Source organism: Bifidobacterium sp. ESL0827 (genome assembly GCF_052606685.1).
On record NZ_CP199597.1, the window covers coordinates 2,029,323 to 2,047,093 of the forward strand.

Genomic DNA, 17,771 nt, shown 5'->3' on the forward strand with positions numbered 1-17,771 from the left:
AGCGGCGGTATGCGCGGGCCATTGAACGCAAGGATCAAGGAGTGCCGATGAGCCAGGATGATCAGAAGCAGGTCAAGGCCGGCAAGCAGGGTGCTGGTAAGCCCCAAAAGGGGAAGACCAAGGCTGATGAATCCGCAAAGGGCGAGTCTCGTCGATCATCAGCGGCCGCTCCCCCGGCTCCTGCAGCTAGCAGGACGGCATCGGGACGTTCCGCAAGAACCACAGCTTCGGTTGCCGGTCCGGTCAAAGTATCCTCATCCCGTCCTGCCCGGCCTGCGGCTTCGGCTTCGGCAGTGCGTCCTCGTGTGCCTCGGGCCCGGCGCATGCAGCTGTCTCTGACCCGGCTGGAGCCCTGGTCGGTGGCCAAGGTCACCTTCCTGTTGGCTATCGCCGGGGGCATCATTCAAGTGGTGGCTGCTGCCCTGCTCTGGTTCCTGCTCAACGCCATGGGGCTCTTTGACAATCTGACTCAAGTCATTTCCAAGACAGGCCTGGACGCGGGCGGTTTCGATCTGGGCCAGGTGCTGAGTCTGGGGACGGTCCTGAGTTCGGTGACCATCTTCTCCATTTTCGAGATTGTCATAGTAGTGGTTCTGGTCACCATTTTCGCCTTCCTCTACAACCTGGTCAGCTCCCTCGTGGGCGGTATCCACGTGACCTTGGGCGACGACTGAGCTTCTCGTCGGCGCGGTCAATCGGTCGATAGGGCCGAGAGCGATTTAGACTGGATCTGTGCTCTCGACATACTTGGACTACTTCAGCGGCTCCTTTGGTATATCTCTGGTTTTTTGGCCATTGGCCTCGCTGATTCTGACCCTGCCCATTCTTGCCCTGATCTACAACCGCTACCACCGGCTCCGGCTGACAGCAGCCATGGCGGCTTATCTGACAGTCTTATACTTGCTGGCCTTGGTCTTCTTCACCCTCTGGCCCATGCCCGACGACCGTGCCGCCTTCTGTGCCACCCATCATCTGAGCCCCCAGCTCAACCCCCTGCAGTTCCTGACCGACCTGAACACAGGCGGGCGGATGGCCATGCTGCAGATTCTGCTCAATGTGGCTTTCTTCCTGCCCTTGGGCTTCATCATGGGGCGGGTCTTCCGTTGGCGCTTCATCCTGGCCCTGCCGGTTGCCCTCCTGGTCTCCCTATTCATTGAAACGGCCCAGCTGACCGGTGTTTTCGGCATCGTGGGCTGTGCCTACCGTCTCTTCGACGTGGACGATCTGATTTGGAACACTTCAGGCGCCGTAATCGGCTACCTGGTGGCCATGGCGGCCAACAAACTCGTTCCAACCCGTCAAGCTGACGCCGCTCAGCTGATCACCAACCCCGGGTTCATACACCGTGCCGTCTCCATGGCTTTGGATCTGCTCCTGGCCACCATCCTGTCCATGTCTTTGGGGATGGGCGTAACCTATGCGGTCCATCGCCTGGGCACCTACCAGCTGGATGGCCACTACCGCTTTGGCGGGCTACTGATCGCACCATCAGCTTTGGACGTGTTTGGAACCGTAGTTGATCTGGCCATGCTGCTGATCTTCGAACTGCTCATCCCCCTACCCCGCCGGGGACGGACGCTGGGCGCCACATTCACCCACATGACCGTCGAGACCAAGCAGCGGCATGGTTGGTCCCGCTTCCTCTTCTATCTGTTCAGAACCGCGGTCATCCTGGCTGTCTTCGGCCCATGGACCGGCAATGTTCAGATTGCAACACGCATCCTGGCTCTGCTCCTGTTGGTTTTCTATCTGATCAAGCGCCAGATGCCCTATGACCTCTTGCCTGGGACAGCCTACCGAGAGGACTCAGGTGCTGAGGAATCCGCCGACGACCGGCGGGGGTGAATCCTGACCTCGGACAGGATGATGGCGGCGAAGATGATGGCGAAGCCCAACAGATGGGTGGCTGTCAGCTCCTCGTGCAGGACCAAGACCGAGACCAGCATGCCGAACAGGCTCTCCGAGCACAGGATCAGCGAACCCTGAGCGGCAGGGACTCTTGAAAAGGCGATGTTCTGGAAGTTCTGGGCCATGAGTGTCGAAATCAGTGTCAGATAAATCATGGAGCCTATGGTCGATGGCGTGAAGTCGGCAGCGCTGGGCAAGGGATCGAAGATCAGCGCGCAGACCAAAAAGAGGATGCCGCCGAAGAGCAGTTCCAGGTAGGTCAGCGTGGGGGCGTCGAACTCCTTGGTCAAAAAACCGGTGATTACCAGGTTGACTCCATAGAGCAGCGCGCCGGCCAGAGTCAGCAGGTCACCGGTACTCAAAGACAGCCCCTGTCCCCCGCCATGAGCCGGCAGTGAGATCAGAGCCACGCCCAGGATGCAGATAGCGGCCGCGACGAAGTGGCGCAGGGCCGGCCGTCGACGTGCCATGATCCAGACTAGGAAGGGCACAAAAATGCAGTAGGTGGCTGTCAGGAAGGAGTTGCGGCCCGGAGCGATGGTGGTCAGTCCCATCATCTGCAGACTGAAGGCCGCCCAGTAGCTGACCCCTAGAATCAGCCCCGGTACCAGAGTATGTATGGCCCCGGTTCGGCGTAGCCGTGGCAGCAAAAAGGGCGTCATGATGACGATGGCGCAGAGGATGCGAATACCCATCAGCCAGCGCACGGTCAGGGTCTCCATGGCAACCTTTTCGAAGGTGTATCCGGCTCCCCAGGCGGCCGCGGCCATCAGCAGCATCAGGCGGGCCAGCCAGGTGGAGGGTTTCCAGGACGAAGAGGGTGCGGAGGTAGACATGTTTCGACTCTAACCGTTCCCGTCCACAAGTGAGAATTGATTCGCAAGACATGTATACATCCGACTATTGAGTCCTATGCCGACTTGTTCCACCAAGGCGTCCTATACTGGAATGTGGCGTCTGGACTGAGCAGTTCCAGTGTCCAGTCTGTGCACATAGGCGTGCAGACCGACTGATTGCAAAAAGAGAGAGGGTATTCCAAACTATGTTTGCTTTTCTCAAACCAGCCCCTCCTGCCAAGGTGAAGGTTCCCGAAAAGAAGATTCCTGCGACTTATCGTTCCTATCGTATACGGGTATTCTTCAGCATCTACCTAGGATACGCAGGGTACTACATCATCCGCTCCAACTTCTCTGTGGCCTCCCCCTACCTTAAGCGCAACTATGGGTTCACTACGGCGGACATCGGACTGATTACGCTCTGCCTGGCCGTCTCCTACGGCATCAGCAAGTTCGTCATGGGCATGCTCTCCGACAAATCCAACCCCCGCTACTACATCGCCACCGGACTGGTCCTGTCTGCCCTGCTCAACCTGATTTTTGGGGCCACGGCGAGCAAGGGGGTCATGATGGTGCTCATGGTCCTGCTGGGTATTTTCCAGGGCATGGGGGCACCTGCCGCGCACAAGTCGCTGTCTAACTGGTGGGCTGAGAAAGAGCGCGGTTCCTTCGTGTCCATGTGGAACACTTCCCACAATCTGGGTTCGGGCACTGTGGCGCCTATTGTGGGCGTAGCCCTGGCCGCCTTCGGACCTCACATGTGGAAGAGCATCTTCTTCGTCCCCTCGATCATCTCGCTGATCATGGCCCTGCTGGTTGTGCTGCTGGGAGCCGATACCCCCGAGTCTGTAGGTCTGCCGCCCATCCAGGAGTACAAGGCCGAGGAATATGAGGACGAGAACATTGATGCCGCCAAGCTCCAGACCCATTCCGACCTGTCCATTGTGCAGATTTTCCTGCGGTATGTGGCCTCCAACCCCTACATTTGGGTCCTGGCCTTGTCCAATGCCTTCGTCTACATTCTGCGCTACGGCGTGCTCAACTGGATCCCCATCTACCTGAACGAAGCCAAGGGATTCTCTCTTGCCCAGGCGCGCTCCAGCTTCGCGCTCTTCGAGTATGCGGCCATCCCGGGGACCATCCTGATCGGCTGGATGAGTGACCACTTCTTCCACGGCAAGCGTGCCGGCATGGCGGCGGGCTTAATGGCCCTGCTGGGGGTCGTCTTCCTGGGTTACTGGGCGTCCAGCGACCTTTGGGCCATTGACTTGGAGATAGCCCTGATGGGCATCTTCGTCTACGGGCCACAGATGCTGATCGCCGCACTGACCATTGATCTGGCGCCACGCTTTGCCATTGGCAGTACCACCGGATTCGTAGGCCTGTTCGGCTATATATTCGGAGAAGCCACTGCCTCCTATGGAATCGGCTCGCTTGTGGGCAAGTCCGGCTGGAACGTGGGCTTTGGCATCATTGCCGTATCCGCTCTGCTGGGCATCATCTGCTTCCTGATTCTGACCCGAGCCGAGCGTTACAAGACCGCACGAGTGGTTGAGACTCACTGAGCCCGAGTTCGGCTTCGGGCAAGCGGAGTCTGCCATGCGGACATCTCCGATATCATGGAAGAACGGTGATAACGGCGGCCATGGGTCCTTGGTCGACGGGGTAAGGAGTGTGCGCCAGGATGATCAGAATCGCAGTGGTGGATGACGATTCCATCAGCTGTCGAACCATGGTCAATTACCTGAGTCGCTACCGCAAGGAACGTCATGAAGAGCTGACGGTCAGCGTCTTTACCGATGGCAAGGCCTTTGCAGACGGTTATCGACCCGTGTATGACATCCTTCTTCTGGACATTCAGATGACCCCCATGGACGGGATTGAGGTGGCCCGCAGGGTGCGCGCCCGAGACGAGTCTGTGGTCATCGTCTTCATCACTTCCGCCCCCCAATACGCCATCAACGGCTATGAGGTGGGCGCACTCTCCTACCTGCTCAAGCCCCTGCCCTGGTTTGCCTTCTCCCAGGAGCTGGACCGGTCCATCGCCCAGGTGCGCGGCCGCGTGGATCTGTCCATCCTGATTACCGAGGGAGCACGATCCACCCGGATTCCCCTCAAGGACATCGTCTTCATCGAATCCGTCCGCCACAGCAGCGTCATCCATACCTTGGGCTCCTCGCTGACCACGAACAGCACCCTGAAGAGTCTGGAGGGCCAGCTGGACCAGCGGGGATTCTTCCGATCCAACTCCTGCTACCTGGTCAATCTGGCCCATGTGACGGGCATAGAGGACCAGGACTGCATTATGTCCACCGGTCAGCGGCTGCGGGTCAGCAGACCCCGTAAGAAGTCCTTCATGACGGCTCTAACCGCCTACGTGGCAGGTCGGCCATGACCACCACCCACATCCTCAATGCCCTGCCCGACATCCCCCGACTCTATACGGCCATCAGCGAGTGGCTGGGTTGCCTGGTCTATCTGTTGGCCATCGGAGTGAGGACATCACGCCTAAGAATGGTAGCTGTGCTTCTGCCCGGTCTGGCCGTGCTCATCGGGGTCCAGTACTGGGCCGGCACCCTGCCTATCGCCTTCTGGGTCATCAGCATGTGTCTGGCTGTGGCCTGCATGTACGCCATCATCATGCTGGCTTCAGGGTTGGGTGTGCTGGATGGGGCCTATCTGCTGGCCCGTGCCTTCGTTCTTGCTGAGCTGGTCGCCTCTCTGCACTGGCAGCTGGATTCCTTCATGCGGCCTGCCGGCCACGGCCTGTATGACCCGGCCTCCCTGATCCTGCTGGTGCTGATCTACGGTGGCGTAGGGCTGCTGGCCTGGGTGGCGGAGAGGCGCAACTTCGCCGATGCCCAGCCTTCTGTGCCAGGACGCAGCGTCTTCATGGCCGCGGTCATCGCGGTGGTTACCTTCGCCATGTCCAACCTGAGCTTCGTCTCCACCAACACCCCCTTCTCGGGTCGGGTCGGTCTGGAGATCTTCTACATCCGCACCCTGGTGGACCTGTGCGGGTTCGCCATGCTCTACGCCCAGCAGGAACAGCTGCGGGAGAGTCATACCAGCGCCGAGCTGGCCTCCATCAACGCCCGGGAATACAGCCAGCACCGGGAGTATATACGATCCAAGGAAAATCTGGAGGCCATGGGTAGGCTTGCCCACGACCTCAAGCATCAGATTGCGGCCCTGCGCTCGCAGATGGACCCTGAACGTAAGTCCCAGGACTTCGAGGAGCTGGAGGCTGCGGTCGGACGGTACGGGTCACAGCAGCACACCGGCAACCCAATCCTGGACGTGGTCATGTCGACCAAGGAGCGCATATGCTCGGAAGAAGGGATCACCCTGACCATGGTGGCCGACGGCTCGCTCTTGGAGGGGATGGCGCCCATGGATGTCTCCACCCTCTTCGGCAACGCCTTGGACAATGCCATTGAGGCCTTGAGGAAGGTCAAGGAACCCGACCGCCGTCTAATCAAGGTGGCCCTGTACGCCCGGGGACAATTCGTGGTGATTCGCATTGAAAATTATTTCGCCTCGCCTCTGAATTGGAAAGGCAATGGCGAATTGGCCACCACCAAGACCAGGACCGACGGTGGCCTGCATGGATACGGGGTCAAGTCCATCCGGCACATAGCCCATCGCTACCAGGGCGAGATAACCCTACGTACCGAGCATCACTGGTTCAGCCTCTGTGTGCTCCTGCCGAGGGAGGGCGATCAGTTGAAGCCCATGGCGGCATCGGCGACCTTATAGCCCAGACGGATGGCCAGGCGGCCCGGCCGGCCCGGCATGTTGATTATCCGACAGAGCAGGGTGGAGCGCACGTCGGAGGCGATGACGGGGGAGCGGTGCTCCAGCCTTCGCCAGAGCATGTCCTTGTTCCGGTAGTTGCTGGGTTTGCGAGAGAGGATCAGGAAGACCGAGGTCACTACGCAGTTGATGGACAAATAGTGGATCATATAACGATAGAGTCCACGGGGAACCGTCCCCGGATCAGGCGTGGAGTCGGCCATGAGCCCGTTGACCAGCAACAGTTGTGAGACCCGGGCGATCATGATCGAGGTCTGCACCGACTGGCCTTGGCGACCGGTGTGATAGCGGTAGAAATTCGTGTCTAGGTAGAGCAGGGTGTGTACCCAGGGCAGGGGCTGATAGGAGTAGATGAAGTCCACGTAATAAGTGTGCTCGGGCAGGCGGGTGCGGGCCTGGCGGAGCACCTCGGTGCGCAGGATCAGGGCGTGCATGATCATGTACTGGGCCAATCCGAACCGCCGCAAATGGTTCCAGTCCAGCACCTGCCCCGGGTCCATGACACTGCGAAAGTTGATGACCCGCTTATGTCTACGGCCTTCCTTTTCGTAGACGTAGTTGGTGACTACCATGTCCACCGGATTCGTCCGTCGCGACTGGTCGCGCAGCTGGTCCAGGACCAGGCCCAGGGAGGTCGGGTCCACCCAGTCATCGGCGTCGACCACCTTGACATAGCGGCCCCGGGCGGCTGCCAGACCTGTGTTGACTGCGCCGCCGTGGCCCTTGTTGGTCTGGCGGATCAGGCGGACAGTGTGAGGGTGGCGTGCTTGGTATGACTGCACCACCTGCGCTGTGGTATCGGTGGATCCGTCATCGACCACGATGATCTCCAGGTCGTCACCCTCCCGGCTCAGGAGGGAGTCAAGGCAGGTCGGCAGATGCTGGGCCATGTTATAGGCGGGGACGATGAAGGTGAGAACGGGCGGGCTTGTGGAGGCCGGTCGGTCAGCTGTCATGAACAATCACTTCGCAAAAGAATGGGTCGGCGGGCATGTCGGCGGGGTTGCCGTAATCCCGTCGGCGGCCGTTGTATGCGACCACTGTACATGATGGGTTTGAGGAAAAGGCCCCGCCCCTCTGGCTGCCGATGCATGCCGGTTCATTGGCAGCCAGAGGAGTGGGGCTGGAATTTTACTGGGCGCTCGCTTTCGATTCGGTGGGCTCCTGACGGAAGATGACCTTGAAGATGGGGAAGAAGACCCAGAAGGAGATGGCCGAGTTGATGATCATTGTGACCAGATCAGCAACGGTGGTCCCCAGGCTGCCCCAGTTCAGGGTGTGCTGGAAGAAGCCGTAGATGGGGTCCTTGTACCAACCCTGCAGTGCCGCCGCGATGATGGTGATAATCACGTAGGCCACCAGGTACCAGAAGGCCGCCTTCCAGACCGAGGAGTTGGACTTGAAGGTGATGTTGCGCTGGAGGAAGAAGTTGATGACCTGGGCGATCAGCAGGGTGATCTCCACAGCAAGGAAGTAGGCCAGGCCACCCCCGCCGCCGTGGCCGATAGATCCGGCCGCGTAGTCGAACAGGTAGTAGGGCTTGCCGCCGACTGTCCCCATACGCCAGATCTGGAAGTTGGTGCCCACCAGGGAGGTGCCGTTGAAGATGGCCTTGAGCACAGGCATGAGCACCAGCTGCAGTACGGTGACCCCGTTGGACAGGATGAAGAAGACGATGAACTGGGCAAGGGTGGTGTGCCGGTTGCTGAACCGCCGCCACCAGCGGACAATCGCCCACTGCGAGGCCGTTGTCGCCTTCTCCTGGGCCGGCTGTCCGGCCTGCTGGCTGTGCTGATCACTCATGATTGAGCTCCTTTCCGGTCCTGCGGTTGGCGGACATGTTCCTGAAGAATCCGGCGATGAATCCGCCCAGTCCACGCCATAGGTGGCCATTGGGGATGCGGACGATGGCCTCGACCATGGCCGTGTCAATCAGCCCGTTGGTCATCTTGGCCATGGCCCTGGGAGGCATGTTGAGCAGGAAGAGGGTGTTCAGGTCGGGGTTGCCGGTCTTGGCTTCGTGGCGACTCTCGCTTTTGGCCAGGAAGTTGGCCACGAACCTGGCCAGGGCGCTTCTTGAGTCCTTCCAGGATGAGAGCGGATCGTTGACGCCGAAGGTGCTGACGGCGCCCTGTCGGACCACCGGGTGACCGAAGAGGGCCGTTACGGCGGCATCATCGACTTCTTTGACTCGACCGGTCAGGTAGGCGCCCAGGGCAGGGTCGGGACTCTGCGGGTCGACTGTGCCCTGGACCGTCAGATGCCCGCTCAGCTTCATGCGACGGGCATCGGAGCCGATCATGATGGTCCAGTCGCCGGACTCCACCTGCCAGGAGTTGCTAGCCGTATCGAAGTGTCGGAAGGTCATCTGGTCGAAGTCGATGCGGACCTGGGTTGATTGGCCGGCCTCCAGGCTGACCTTCTTAAAGCCTTTCAGTTCGCGAACCGGCCTGAGAACGCCACCCTTGGGCGCCTGGACGTAGAGCTGGGCAACGGTGGCTCCTTGCCTGTCCGAATCGTTGGTCAGGGTGAAGGTGACTCCCTTGTCGTCCACGGACAGATCGGCGTAGGCGAAGTGTGCGTAAGACAGGCCGTAGCCGAAGGGGAAGCGTTCCTCCACGTCGGCGGTCAGGTAGTAGCGATAGCCGACGAAGGGACCCTCTCGGTAGATGGATTCGTGCGCGGGGTCGGGGTACCAGTCGGCGCTGGGGCAGTCGGCATAGGACTTGGGCCAGGTTTCCGCCAGGTGACCGGATGGGTTAACCCGGCCGGTCAGGATGTTCAGGGTGGCTGAGGCTCCAGCCTGCCCGGACAGCCCTATATAGAGAACGGCATCGCACTGGTCAATCCAGTCGGTGGTGACGGGGGAGCCCGCCACCAGGACGACCACCAGGGGCTTGTCCGTCGCACCAAGGGCTTTGATCAGATCGACCTGGTTGCTGGGAATGTCCATATGGGAGCGGTCCAGGCCCTCGGATTCGCTGCGTTCATCCAGGCCCACGCAGGCGACAACCACGTCAGCCTGGCCAGCGGCAGCTACGGCCTGGTCGATTAAAGACTGGTTCTTCTCACCATGGCGTTCGTAGCCCTGGCTGTAGGAGGCCAGCTCAAGGCCGTCGCTGTTGCCCTGTCTGAGCAGGCTCAGCATGCTTTCCTGCTTGGCTGCGTTGACCTTTGAGGACCCAGATCCCTGGAACCTTGGGGTCTCGGCCATATCCCCGACCAGGCCGACCCGAGTGCCGGCGGCCAGTGGCAGGCATCCTTCCCGGTTGACTAGAAGGACGGAGGATCCTTCGGCGATGCTCCGTGCCACCTGATGGTGGTCCCGTATCTGATCCGCGGTCAGGTTCCCATCAGGATCCATGCCAGAGTGGTAGGTCAGCTTGGCCAGCCGCGCCACCTCTTCGGCCCGTGCGTTCAGGTCGGCTTCGTCCAGGCGGCCCTCCTGCACGGCCTTGGCAACCTGTCGCACGGAGTCATATCCTGCCTGGGGCATCTCCAGGGAGGAGCCATTGGCGGCTGCGGCGACCGCACTGTTGGAGCCGCCCCAATCCGAGACCACCATTCCGTCGAAGCCCCACTCCTTGCGTAGGATGTCCTTGAGCAGGTGGGGATTCTCGTTGGCATAGGTGCCGTTGACCATGTTGTATGAGGTCATGATGGCCCAGGGATGGGCCTGGCGCACGGCGATCTCGAATCCGGTCAGATAGAGCTCGCGCATGGTGCGCTCGTCCACCACGGAATCGGATGCCTGGCGCCGCAGCTCCTGGCTGTTCATGGCGAAGTGCTTGGGGGTGGCGGCCACGCCCTGGGACTGGATGCCTTCAATCAGGCCTGCAGCCATGCGACCTGCCACCTGGGGGTCTTCGGAATAGTATTCAAAGTTCCTGCCGCACAGGGGGTTGCGCTTGATGTTCATGCCCGGGCCCAGGACCATGTTGACGCCCAGGCTTCTGGCCTCGCTACCCAGCGCCTGGCCCATGGTCTTGGCCAGCTCCGGGTCCCATGAGCAGGCCACGGTGCCGGCTGTGGGGAAGCAGGTGGCGGGCTTGGATTTGCCCATGCCTAGGTTGTCCCCTGATCCGGTCTGGCGGCGCAGGCCATGCGGCCCGTCGCTCAGGACCATGCTCGGGATGCCCGCCCTCTTCAAGGCACGGGTTGCCCAGGTGGATTTTCCGGAGAGCAGCGATGCCCGTTCCAGAACTGTCAAATCCTTGACTTCCATAGTGTTCCCTCTCTATGACGGGGGTTGATCCTGCGGCGGGAACCCTCGTTGCTTCCACGATTGGCCTCGGATTGGTACTGAATTTCATTATTCCCCGACTGCCGAGGCCTGCTCGAGCGGGTTGCATAACCTGTTGTTTTCCTGGCATGAATGCCGCCTGGATGTCAACGGGTGTGTCAATCCGCTCCCCGGCGGACGGTGCATAGGTCCGTCTGCCGAGGAGCAAATCAATAGAGATGGAGGATCAGGCCGTCGGCCCTTGGTCAGAGCTGTTTTCGGATGGCGTGGACTCCATGCTGGCCGGATCCTGAGCGCGGGTCTGCCGGGCGTCGTCTGCCAGATCGCTCAGGGTGCCCACGTTGACAGCGCTGCGCCGTGCCTTGAACCTTCTGAAGGCCAGGTACTCCAGGGCCAGGAAGATTAGGGCCAGCACAACCAGTGCCACATAGAGGGCAATCTGCCAGGCCGGGGTCTGCACCTTGGGGTCACCGTTGGCGTACTTGTATCCGTGCACGACTGTGTAGAGGATGTTATGGCTGGCCTGGCGCATGGCCTTGACCGAAGTGGCGCTCTTGTCCTTGACGTGGTTGGTCACGTCTGTGGTAGCCAGCATGGCATCGTTCCCGTTGCGGATCAGTTGATCGGCGTTCTGATAACCATAGACGCCGAAGTAGTCGGTCAGCACCATTCCGCGGAATCCCCATTCGCCGCGTAGCACATCCTTCATCAACGGTGCATAGGCTCCGGCATAGGTGGTTCCGATGTAATTGAGTGAGCTCATTGCAGCCTGAGCGCCGCCTTTAACCACAGCCGTTTGGAAGGGCTTCAGGTAGATTTCACGAATGGTTTGTTCATTGATCCAGGTAGCTAGCATGTTGAGGCGGTTGGTCTCCTGCTCGTTTAGAGCGAAGTGCTTCATGAAGGAATAGACACCCTTGGATTTGGCTCCTGCGACCTCGTTGGAACCTAAGACAGCGTTGATTTGCGGGTCTTCTGAGAAATATTCGAAATTTCTGCCGGCAAAAGCGCTGCGATGGATGTTGAAAGCGGGTGCATACCAGCCGGAAACATCCATGTCATGGGCCATAGTGCCAATCATCTTGCCATATTCAGATGCCAGATCTGGATTCCAGGTACAGGCCATGGAAGTTGAAGATGGGAAGCCAAGAGAGCCGACCTTAGTGAAGTTGTTGTTCAGCGCAGCAGGTCCGTCGGCATCAGTTAGCTCGATCTTGCCGATACCTTTGACTGGTTGTGTCCCATACCCGCTCATAGCGATCAGGTTATCCATGTCCTTGACGCTGAGCTGGTCCAACAGCTTTTCCCACATGGGGTCGTCATAGGACTTGTTGCGCAGCTGATAAAGCCTGATGCCATTGCGGGCTCCCATTGTGGGCATTGCGTCATCGGCCTTATCTAGCTTCTTGGGATGATAGTTGTCATTATTCAGGAACCTGGCCTTTGCTTGCTCAGGCATGTCTGTGCTCTTCGGCGCTGCTGTGGCTTCTGCATAATTGGCAAAATGACCAGCGCGCGACAGGTAAATCACGTTGCCTTTCAAGTCGCCGAAATGATTAGTTGCCGCGACCTTATCGACTGAACGTGGATTACTCTGGTTGTAGATGACGGATTTATTGATTGTGATAGCGTCCGACATAATTGGCCGGTGGGAATCAGAGCGTATCGAGATTTCGTAGTTCCCCTGATCAAGTACGTAGGCTCTCTCCTGGTTGGCATCATAAGAGGCCATATCCTCATCCTTGAAGGAGATAGGAATGGTCTGACTCTCTCCAGGCTTTAGGACCTTGGTCTTTTTGAAAGAGATCAGGTTTGCGCTGGCTTTCTCGATGCCGCCATCGGTGTATGGCGGATCGAAGTAGACTTCGACTGCGTCACGGCCGCTCGTCGCACCTTCGTTGGTTACTGTCACATCGAAAGAGATTTTCCCATTGTCATGTTTGATGGGGCTCATATGCTGAGTAAAGCTTGTGTACGACAAGCCATATCCGAAGGGGTACTGGACCATCTGGTCGTAGTTGATCAGGCCCTCTTTGGCGGCTGTTTCCCAGAACCTGTACCCGACATAGATGCCCTCGTTGTAGTTGACGAAAGTGGGAGTAACGGTCTGCGGTTTGCCAGTGAACCCGGTGTAGGTAGCCTGGTGGTCATCCATGTTGGTATATGTGAATGAACCGAAATTATGATAAGTCGGTGTTGCGCTTAGATCACGCACGAAAGTGTCTGAAGTTCTTCCCGAAGGGTTGGTTGTGCCCTTGATTACTTCACCCAAAGCGGTGAATCCAGCTTGCCCTGGGGGTGGGCACCAGAGGACGGACTTGATCTGGGGATATTGACCCACAAAGTTCAGGTTGAACGCATTAGCGCCATTGTAGACCAGAACGACTTTGTTAAAAGTGCCAGTAACTTTGGCGATCATGTCCTGCTCGGGCTTGGACAACTCCAAGAAGCTCTGACCATTTTTGAAATCTGGTGTAGATTTATCGTTGTCATGGTAAGTGATGCCCTTGGCTTTCATGTTGATTGGAAGATCGGCACCTTCCCCACCGACTCTGCCAATGACCACGATGGCAGTATCAGAGAAGTGCGCTGCATCGTCTATAAGCTTCTTGGTGTATTTTGTAGCGTCTGGTTCCGGCAGTGTCCAATCTTGGGCGAACATGCCTACGGTTGGTCGGTCGGCACGGTAGTGCCTGTAGAAGTCGGACAGTTCGGTGTTAGTCTTCAAGCCTGACTGGTGAAGACCGTCAAGCAGGCTGGTGGTGGGATTATCAGCCGACATGGATCCTGAGCCTGTGCCGCCGTAGACGGGGTTGGTCGAGGCCCAGCCGAAGACGTTGACCTTCTGCTCTTCCAGAGGTAATGCATGATCGGTGTTCTGCAGCAGGGTGATTGACTCACGCTGGATATTCTTGGCCAAATTCCTGGCTGCGGTCACCGTTGCGGGCTGGAGCTCATGTTTGCTGGTGGACTTGGTGATCAGGTTGGATAAGGGTCCCAGAAGCATGGTCGCCAGAGCTACGACGACGGCCACAAAGGTTACTAGCCAGGACTGGGAGTGGATCATCTTCCGGTTGGCTACGTTTTTGACGGTGTGCTTGTTCACCGTGATTGTAATCAGCAGTGCCAGTATCAGAAAGACGCCAATGACCGTCAACTGCGGAATCAGCGACTTGAGTACGGCGACCACATCGCTCAGATTAATATTGAGCATGTTCGCTACTTTCCTCTGTTCTCTGCCGAAGCTTCACCCGGTCACGACTACGGGCCGGTCACGAAGTAGACGGAGCATTTGAACTGTGATCCGTCTCCAGGGTGGGCGAGCGACCTTCAGCTGCATCGACACGCCTTTATGCCACGGTTTCAGTTAAACATTTATGACCTGTTTCTGTAGCTGCATATGCGCGAATTGCCGAATTTGCCGCATAACTTGAATCGATTTATGACCTGTATCGGCGTATGTGGTGAAGACCTTTCCTTGTTTGGTTCGGCTTGGCAGGGCACGTGTGAAGCAGTTTTCTTTTGCAGCGAACGACCAAACTGCCGGGACGGAGTCGTCCTGGACTGCGATGATGACGGACAACTCTTAAAGAAACGGGTTCTACCGCAATTGAATATCCCCGGTTCTATACCTCTCTGGGGAGGGGGTGCCAGTGCGGTCATAGGGCAAGATATGAAGGAACAGATACAGACGCAGATAAAATAAATCTATGACTAGTCGTGCAGACATAGTTCCCAGCCGCTCTCGCCTATATAGGGCGCAAATCAATGGCACGCGTCTGGTTTTCTCAATGAATCCAGCCCCTCGCCGTGCCCCTATTATCCTTTACCTCCATGGTGGTCCGGGCGATGCCTGCATTCCGCTGACCATGCGCTACAACGCGGCCTTGGAGCGTGATTTCCGCTTCATCAACCTGGATCAGCGAGGCAGCGGACTGTCCTACCATCCCTTTGCGCCTGACGAGGTGGTGACCATTGATTCGATGGTCGAAGATATTCACCAGTTCGTGCTAGAGCTTCTTCGAACCTACCGACAGGATTCCCTTATCATCGTCGGCCATTCCTGGGGCAGCGTCCTAGGGCTGGAGATGGTGAAGCGGTATCCCTCTCTTATTCGCTGCTATATCGGCCTTGGACAGGTTGTCAGCATGCGCGCCGCTCTTCGGCTCAGACGGCATTGGGGGCAACAGAATTTGGGTCCCCGGCTCGGTTCGGTCGTCAGCAGGGAGAGCGGAGCTGCTGACATGGTGCTGATGATCAATGAGCTGCTGTCTCGTGGAGGGGCTGCCATGCTGTTCGAGTCCCTGGGGCGGATCATGACCTACCTGCGCTCGCCTTACTACAACTGGTCGCGTCTGCTCAACCACGCCAAGGGGGTAGCTCAATCTCGCGCTCGATTGGACGCAGAGCTGGAGCAGGTCGATTTCAGCGGGCAGACCTCCTTCGGGGCGCCGGTATATTTCATCAGTGGCAAGTATGACCGTCATCTGCCGGGCAGTCTGGTTGAGCGGTTTGCGGATGGGTTAAAGAGCCCGCATCGGTTTATCCGCTTTAACCGGTCCGGGCACTGCCCACAATGGGATGAGCCAGAACGCTTCGCGGCAACGGTTAAAGCCATCTGCCTGTAGCGCATGATTAGTGAAGGAACAGCTACCTCACCATTCGGGCTCATCCGCATGGTGGAAATACATCCTGCAAGGTACTAAATCCACTAATATAAGTCATTGAAGATATTGGTTTGAGCCTCGCTGAAGAGTGTGCGGGGTTCCTGGATAGACGAAGGTCGATGAAACGGGGTCTATGTCGATGAAAATCGACACGCCGTAGAATCCCCGGAATCATTGGGATCCTCCGATATCTTTCTATGCCAATTTGCGGGACGATCTAAGTTCGTGTAAGTTTACTTCTTGCTGCCCGGCAGTGATGAGAACTCTTCGGAGGGCTTGGAACTGTTGGTGTGGTGGTGGTTTGAGAACTCAAGAGCGTGTTTGTGCTACTTATAGCTTTTTGATTGCCAGTCCGATGCCCGCCCGGCTGTTGTCGGGTACGTGGGAGCGTTGTGAGGGGTGTCGGGGTTTTTCGTGGGTTGGTTTCCTCCTTATGGAAGCTGGCCCGTCAATTATTGATGTGGGCTGTTTCGGCCTTCTTCATGGTTTTTTGTGGAGGGTTTGATTCTGGCTCAGGATGAACGCTGGCGGCGTGCTTAACACATGCAAGTCGAACGGGATCCAGGCAGCTTGCTGTCTGGTGAGAGTGGCGAACGGGTGAGTAATGCGTGACCAACCTGCCCCATGCCTCGGAATAGCTCCTGGAAACGGGTGGTAATGCCGGATGCTCCGCATCATCGCATGATGGTGTGGGAAAGGGTTTACCGGCATGGGATGGGGTCGCGTCCTATCAGCTTGTTGGCGGGGTGATGGCCTGCCAAGGCTTCGACGGGTAGCCGGCCTGAGAGGGCGACCGGCCACATTGGGACTGAGATACGGCCCAGACTCCTACGGGAGGCAGCAGTGGGGAATATTGCACAATGGGCGCAAGCCTGATGCAGCGACGCCGCGTGCGGGATGACGGCCTTCGGGTTGTAAACCGCTTTTGATTGGGAGCAAGCGAGAGTGAGTGTACCTTTCGAATAAGCACCGGCTAACTACGTGCCAGCAGCCGCGGTAATACGTAGGGTGCAAGCGTTATCCGGATTTATTGGGCGTAAAGAGCTCGTAGGCGGTTCGTCGCGTCTGGTGTGAAAGTCCATCGCTTAACGGTGGATCGGCGCCGGGTACGGGCGGACTGGAGTGCGGTAGGGGAGACTGGAATTCCCGGTGTAACGGTGGAATGTGTAGATATCGGGAAGAACACCGATGGCGAAGGCAGGTCTCTGGGCCGTCACTGACGCTGAGGAGCGAAAGCGTGGGGAGCGAACAGGATTAGATACCCTGGTAGTCCACGCCGTAAACGGTGGATGCTGGATGTGGGGCCCGTTCCACGGGTTCCGTGTCGGAGCTAACGCGTTAAGCATCCCGCCTGGGGAGTACGGCCGCAAGGCTAAAACTCAAAGAAATTGACGGGGGCCCGCACAAGCGGCGGAGCATGCGGATTAATTCGATGCAACGCGAAGAACCTTACCTGGGCTTGACATGTGCCGGACGGCCGCGGAGACGTGGCTTCCCTTCGGGGCCGGTTCACAGGTGGTGCATGGTCGTCGTCAGCTCGTGTCGTGAGATGTTGGGTCAAGTCCCGCAACGAGCGCAACCCTCGCCTCGTGTTGCCAGCACGTTATGGTGGGAACTCACGGGGGACCGCCGGGGTTAACCCGGAGGAAGGTGGGGATGACGTCAGATCATCATGCCCCTTACGTCCAGGGCTTCACGCATGCTACAATGGCCGGTACAGCGGGATGCGACATGGTGACATGGAGCGGATCCCTGAAAACCGGTCTCAGTTCGGATCGGAGCCTGCAACCCGGCTCCGTGAAGGCGGAGTCGCTAGTAATCGCGGATCAGCAACGCCGCGGTGAATGCGTTCCCGGGCCTTGTACACACCGCCCGTCAAGTCATGAAAGTGGGCAGCACCCGAAGCCGGTGGCCCAACCCGCGAGGGGGGGAGCCGTCTAAGGTGAGGTCCGCGATTGGGACTAAGTCGTAACAAGGTAGCCGTACCGGAAGGTGCGGCTGGATCACCTCCTTTCTACGGAGATTATGGAAATTCCCCTGCGTGGTCTGCGTGGGGGTCGTGCCTGCGGGCCGGCCGTCTGGCCGGCTGGCGTGGGCGTGCTGGCGTGGAACGGTCTTGAGGCTGTGGCATGGATGCGCTGTTGGGTTCCCGGACCGCCACCCTTGTGGGTGGTGTTCCTGATGCCCGTCGGGTCCTGCGTGGGGGTTTTGCCCTGTGGCGGGTCCTGATGGTGTGCTGGTGGTTTGAGAACTGGATAGTGGACGCGAGCGGATGGCTGGCTTTCGGGCTGGCTGTCTGCT

At 58.5% G+C, this 17,771-nt stretch carries 11 protein-coding genes and 1 rRNA gene; 7 read left to right on the forward strand and 5 right to left on the reverse strand.

Going from position 1 to position 17,771, the window contains the following annotated elements; genetic code table 11:
• Positions 1 to 47: 47 nt before the first annotated feature.
• Both ACUIAI_RS08170 and ACUIAI_RS08175 read left to right on the forward strand, forming a co-directional pair.
• The gene (locus tag ACUIAI_RS08170) at positions 48 to 674 is read left to right on the forward strand and encodes a DUF3566 domain-containing protein (RefSeq protein WP_110412774.1); all 627 of its coding nucleotides are present in this window, start codon (positions 48 to 50) and stop codon (positions 672 to 674) included.
• Positions 675 to 732: 58 nt separating this feature from the next.
• Positions 733 to 1,845, forward strand: a complete 1,113-nt coding sequence (locus tag ACUIAI_RS08175) for a VanZ family protein (protein WP_445342116.1) — start codon at positions 733 to 735, stop codon at positions 1,843 to 1,845.
• On the opposite strand, the gene ACUIAI_RS08180 is transcribed toward ACUIAI_RS08175, so the two are convergent.
• Positions 1,794 to 2,744, reverse strand: coding sequence for a DMT family transporter (locus ACUIAI_RS08180; RefSeq protein ID WP_445342117.1), 951 nt, complete (start codon positions 2,742 to 2,744; stop codon positions 1,794 to 1,796). The two genes, ACUIAI_RS08175 and ACUIAI_RS08180, sit on opposite strands and share 52 nt — an antisense overlap.
• 206 nt (positions 2,745 to 2,950) lie before the next feature.
• Between ACUIAI_RS08180 and ACUIAI_RS08185 the strand changes: the two genes are divergently transcribed.
• The 3 genes from ACUIAI_RS08185 to ACUIAI_RS08195 all read left to right on the forward strand — a co-directional run bounded on the left by ACUIAI_RS08185 (position 2,951) and on the right by ACUIAI_RS08195 (position 6,503).
• The gene (locus tag ACUIAI_RS08185) at positions 2,951 to 4,309 is read left to right on the forward strand and encodes an MFS transporter (protein ID WP_445342118.1); all 1,359 of its coding nucleotides are present in this window, start codon (positions 2,951 to 2,953) and stop codon (positions 4,307 to 4,309) included.
• 119 nt (positions 4,310 to 4,428) lie between these two features.
• Positions 4,429 to 5,139 carry a LytR/AlgR family response regulator transcription factor gene (locus ACUIAI_RS08190; protein WP_445342119.1) on the forward strand — a complete coding sequence of 237 codons (711 nt, stop codon included), beginning with the start codon at positions 4,429 to 4,431 and terminating at the stop codon, positions 5,137 to 5,139.
• Positions 5,136 to 6,503: a GHKL domain-containing protein gene (locus tag ACUIAI_RS08195; protein ID WP_445342120.1), complete on the forward strand. Its 1,368-nt coding sequence runs from the start codon at positions 5,136 to 5,138 to the stop codon at positions 6,501 to 6,503. The genes ACUIAI_RS08190 and ACUIAI_RS08195 overlap by 4 nt, the downstream gene beginning before the upstream one ends.
• Here the strand turns inward: ACUIAI_RS08195 and ACUIAI_RS08200 are convergent.
• From ACUIAI_RS08200 to ACUIAI_RS08215, 4 genes are all read right to left on the reverse strand, one after another.
• Complete coding sequence (locus ACUIAI_RS08200; protein ID WP_445342121.1) at positions 6,467 to 7,516, reverse strand: glycosyltransferase family 2 protein; 1,050 nt, start codon at positions 7,514 to 7,516, stop codon at positions 6,467 to 6,469. The two genes, ACUIAI_RS08195 and ACUIAI_RS08200, sit on opposite strands and share 37 nt — an antisense overlap.
• A 175-nt stretch (positions 7,517 to 7,691) precedes the next feature.
• Complete coding sequence (locus tag ACUIAI_RS08205; RefSeq protein ID WP_445342122.1) at positions 7,692 to 8,363, reverse strand: hypothetical protein; 672 nt, start codon at positions 8,361 to 8,363, stop codon at positions 7,692 to 7,694.
• On the reverse strand, positions 8,356 to 10,785 hold the full coding sequence (locus ACUIAI_RS08210; RefSeq protein WP_445342123.1) for a glycoside hydrolase family 3 C-terminal domain-containing protein: 2,430 nt from the start codon (positions 10,783 to 10,785) through the stop codon (positions 8,356 to 8,358). Before ACUIAI_RS08210 ends, ACUIAI_RS08205 begins: the two co-directional genes overlap by 8 nt.
• A 244-nt stretch (positions 10,786 to 11,029) precedes the next feature.
• Positions 11,030 to 14,017, reverse strand: coding sequence for a glycoside hydrolase family 3 N-terminal domain-containing protein (locus tag ACUIAI_RS08215; RefSeq protein WP_445342124.1), 2,988 nt, complete (start codon positions 14,015 to 14,017; stop codon positions 11,030 to 11,032).
• A gap of 577 nt (positions 14,018 to 14,594) precedes the next feature.
• Here ACUIAI_RS08215 and ACUIAI_RS08220 point away from each other — a divergent pair.
• Together ACUIAI_RS08220 and ACUIAI_RS08225 are read left to right on the forward strand one after the other, a co-directional pair.
• Positions 14,595 to 15,431, forward strand: coding sequence for an alpha/beta fold hydrolase (locus ACUIAI_RS08220; RefSeq protein ID WP_445342125.1), 837 nt, complete (start codon positions 14,595 to 14,597; stop codon positions 15,429 to 15,431).
• A 528-nt stretch (positions 15,432 to 15,959) separates the two neighbouring features.
• Positions 15,960 to 17,484 (forward strand): 16S ribosomal RNA (locus ACUIAI_RS08225).
• The last annotated feature ends 287 nt before the right edge of the window (positions 17,485 to 17,771 follow it).

Coding starts and splice junctions, on each gene's coding strand:
- ACUIAI_RS08170 (WP_110412774.1), top strand. CDS start 48: ATGAGCCAGGATGATCAGAAGCAGGTCAAGGCCGGCAAGCAGGGTGCT.
- ACUIAI_RS08180 (WP_445342117.1), bottom strand. CDS start 2,744: ATGTCTACCTCCGCACCCTCTTCGTCCTGGAAACCCTCCACCTGGCTG.
- ACUIAI_RS08185 (WP_445342118.1), top strand. CDS start 2,951: ATGTTTGCTTTTCTCAAACCAGCCCCTCCTGCCAAGGTGAAGGTTCCC.
- ACUIAI_RS08190 (WP_445342119.1), top strand. CDS start 4,429: ATGATCAGAATCGCAGTGGTGGATGACGATTCCATCAGCTGTCGAACC.
- ACUIAI_RS08195 (WP_445342120.1), top strand. CDS start 5,136: ATGACCACCACCCACATCCTCAATGCCCTGCCCGACATCCCCCGACTC.
- ACUIAI_RS08200 (WP_445342121.1), bottom strand. CDS start 7,516: ATGACAGCTGACCGACCGGCCTCCACAAGCCCGCCCGTTCTCACCTTC.
- ACUIAI_RS08205 (WP_445342122.1), bottom strand. CDS start 8,363: ATGAGTGATCAGCACAGCCAGCAGGCCGGACAGCCGGCCCAGGAGAAG.
- ACUIAI_RS08210 (WP_445342123.1), bottom strand. CDS start 10,785: ATGGAAGTCAAGGATTTGACAGTTCTGGAACGGGCATCGCTGCTCTCC.
- ACUIAI_RS08215 (WP_445342124.1), bottom strand. CDS start 14,017: ATGCTCAATATTAATCTGAGCGATGTGGTCGCCGTACTCAAGTCGCTG.
- ACUIAI_RS08220 (WP_445342125.1), top strand. CDS start 14,595: ATGAATCCAGCCCCTCGCCGTGCCCCTATTATCCTTTACCTCCATGGT.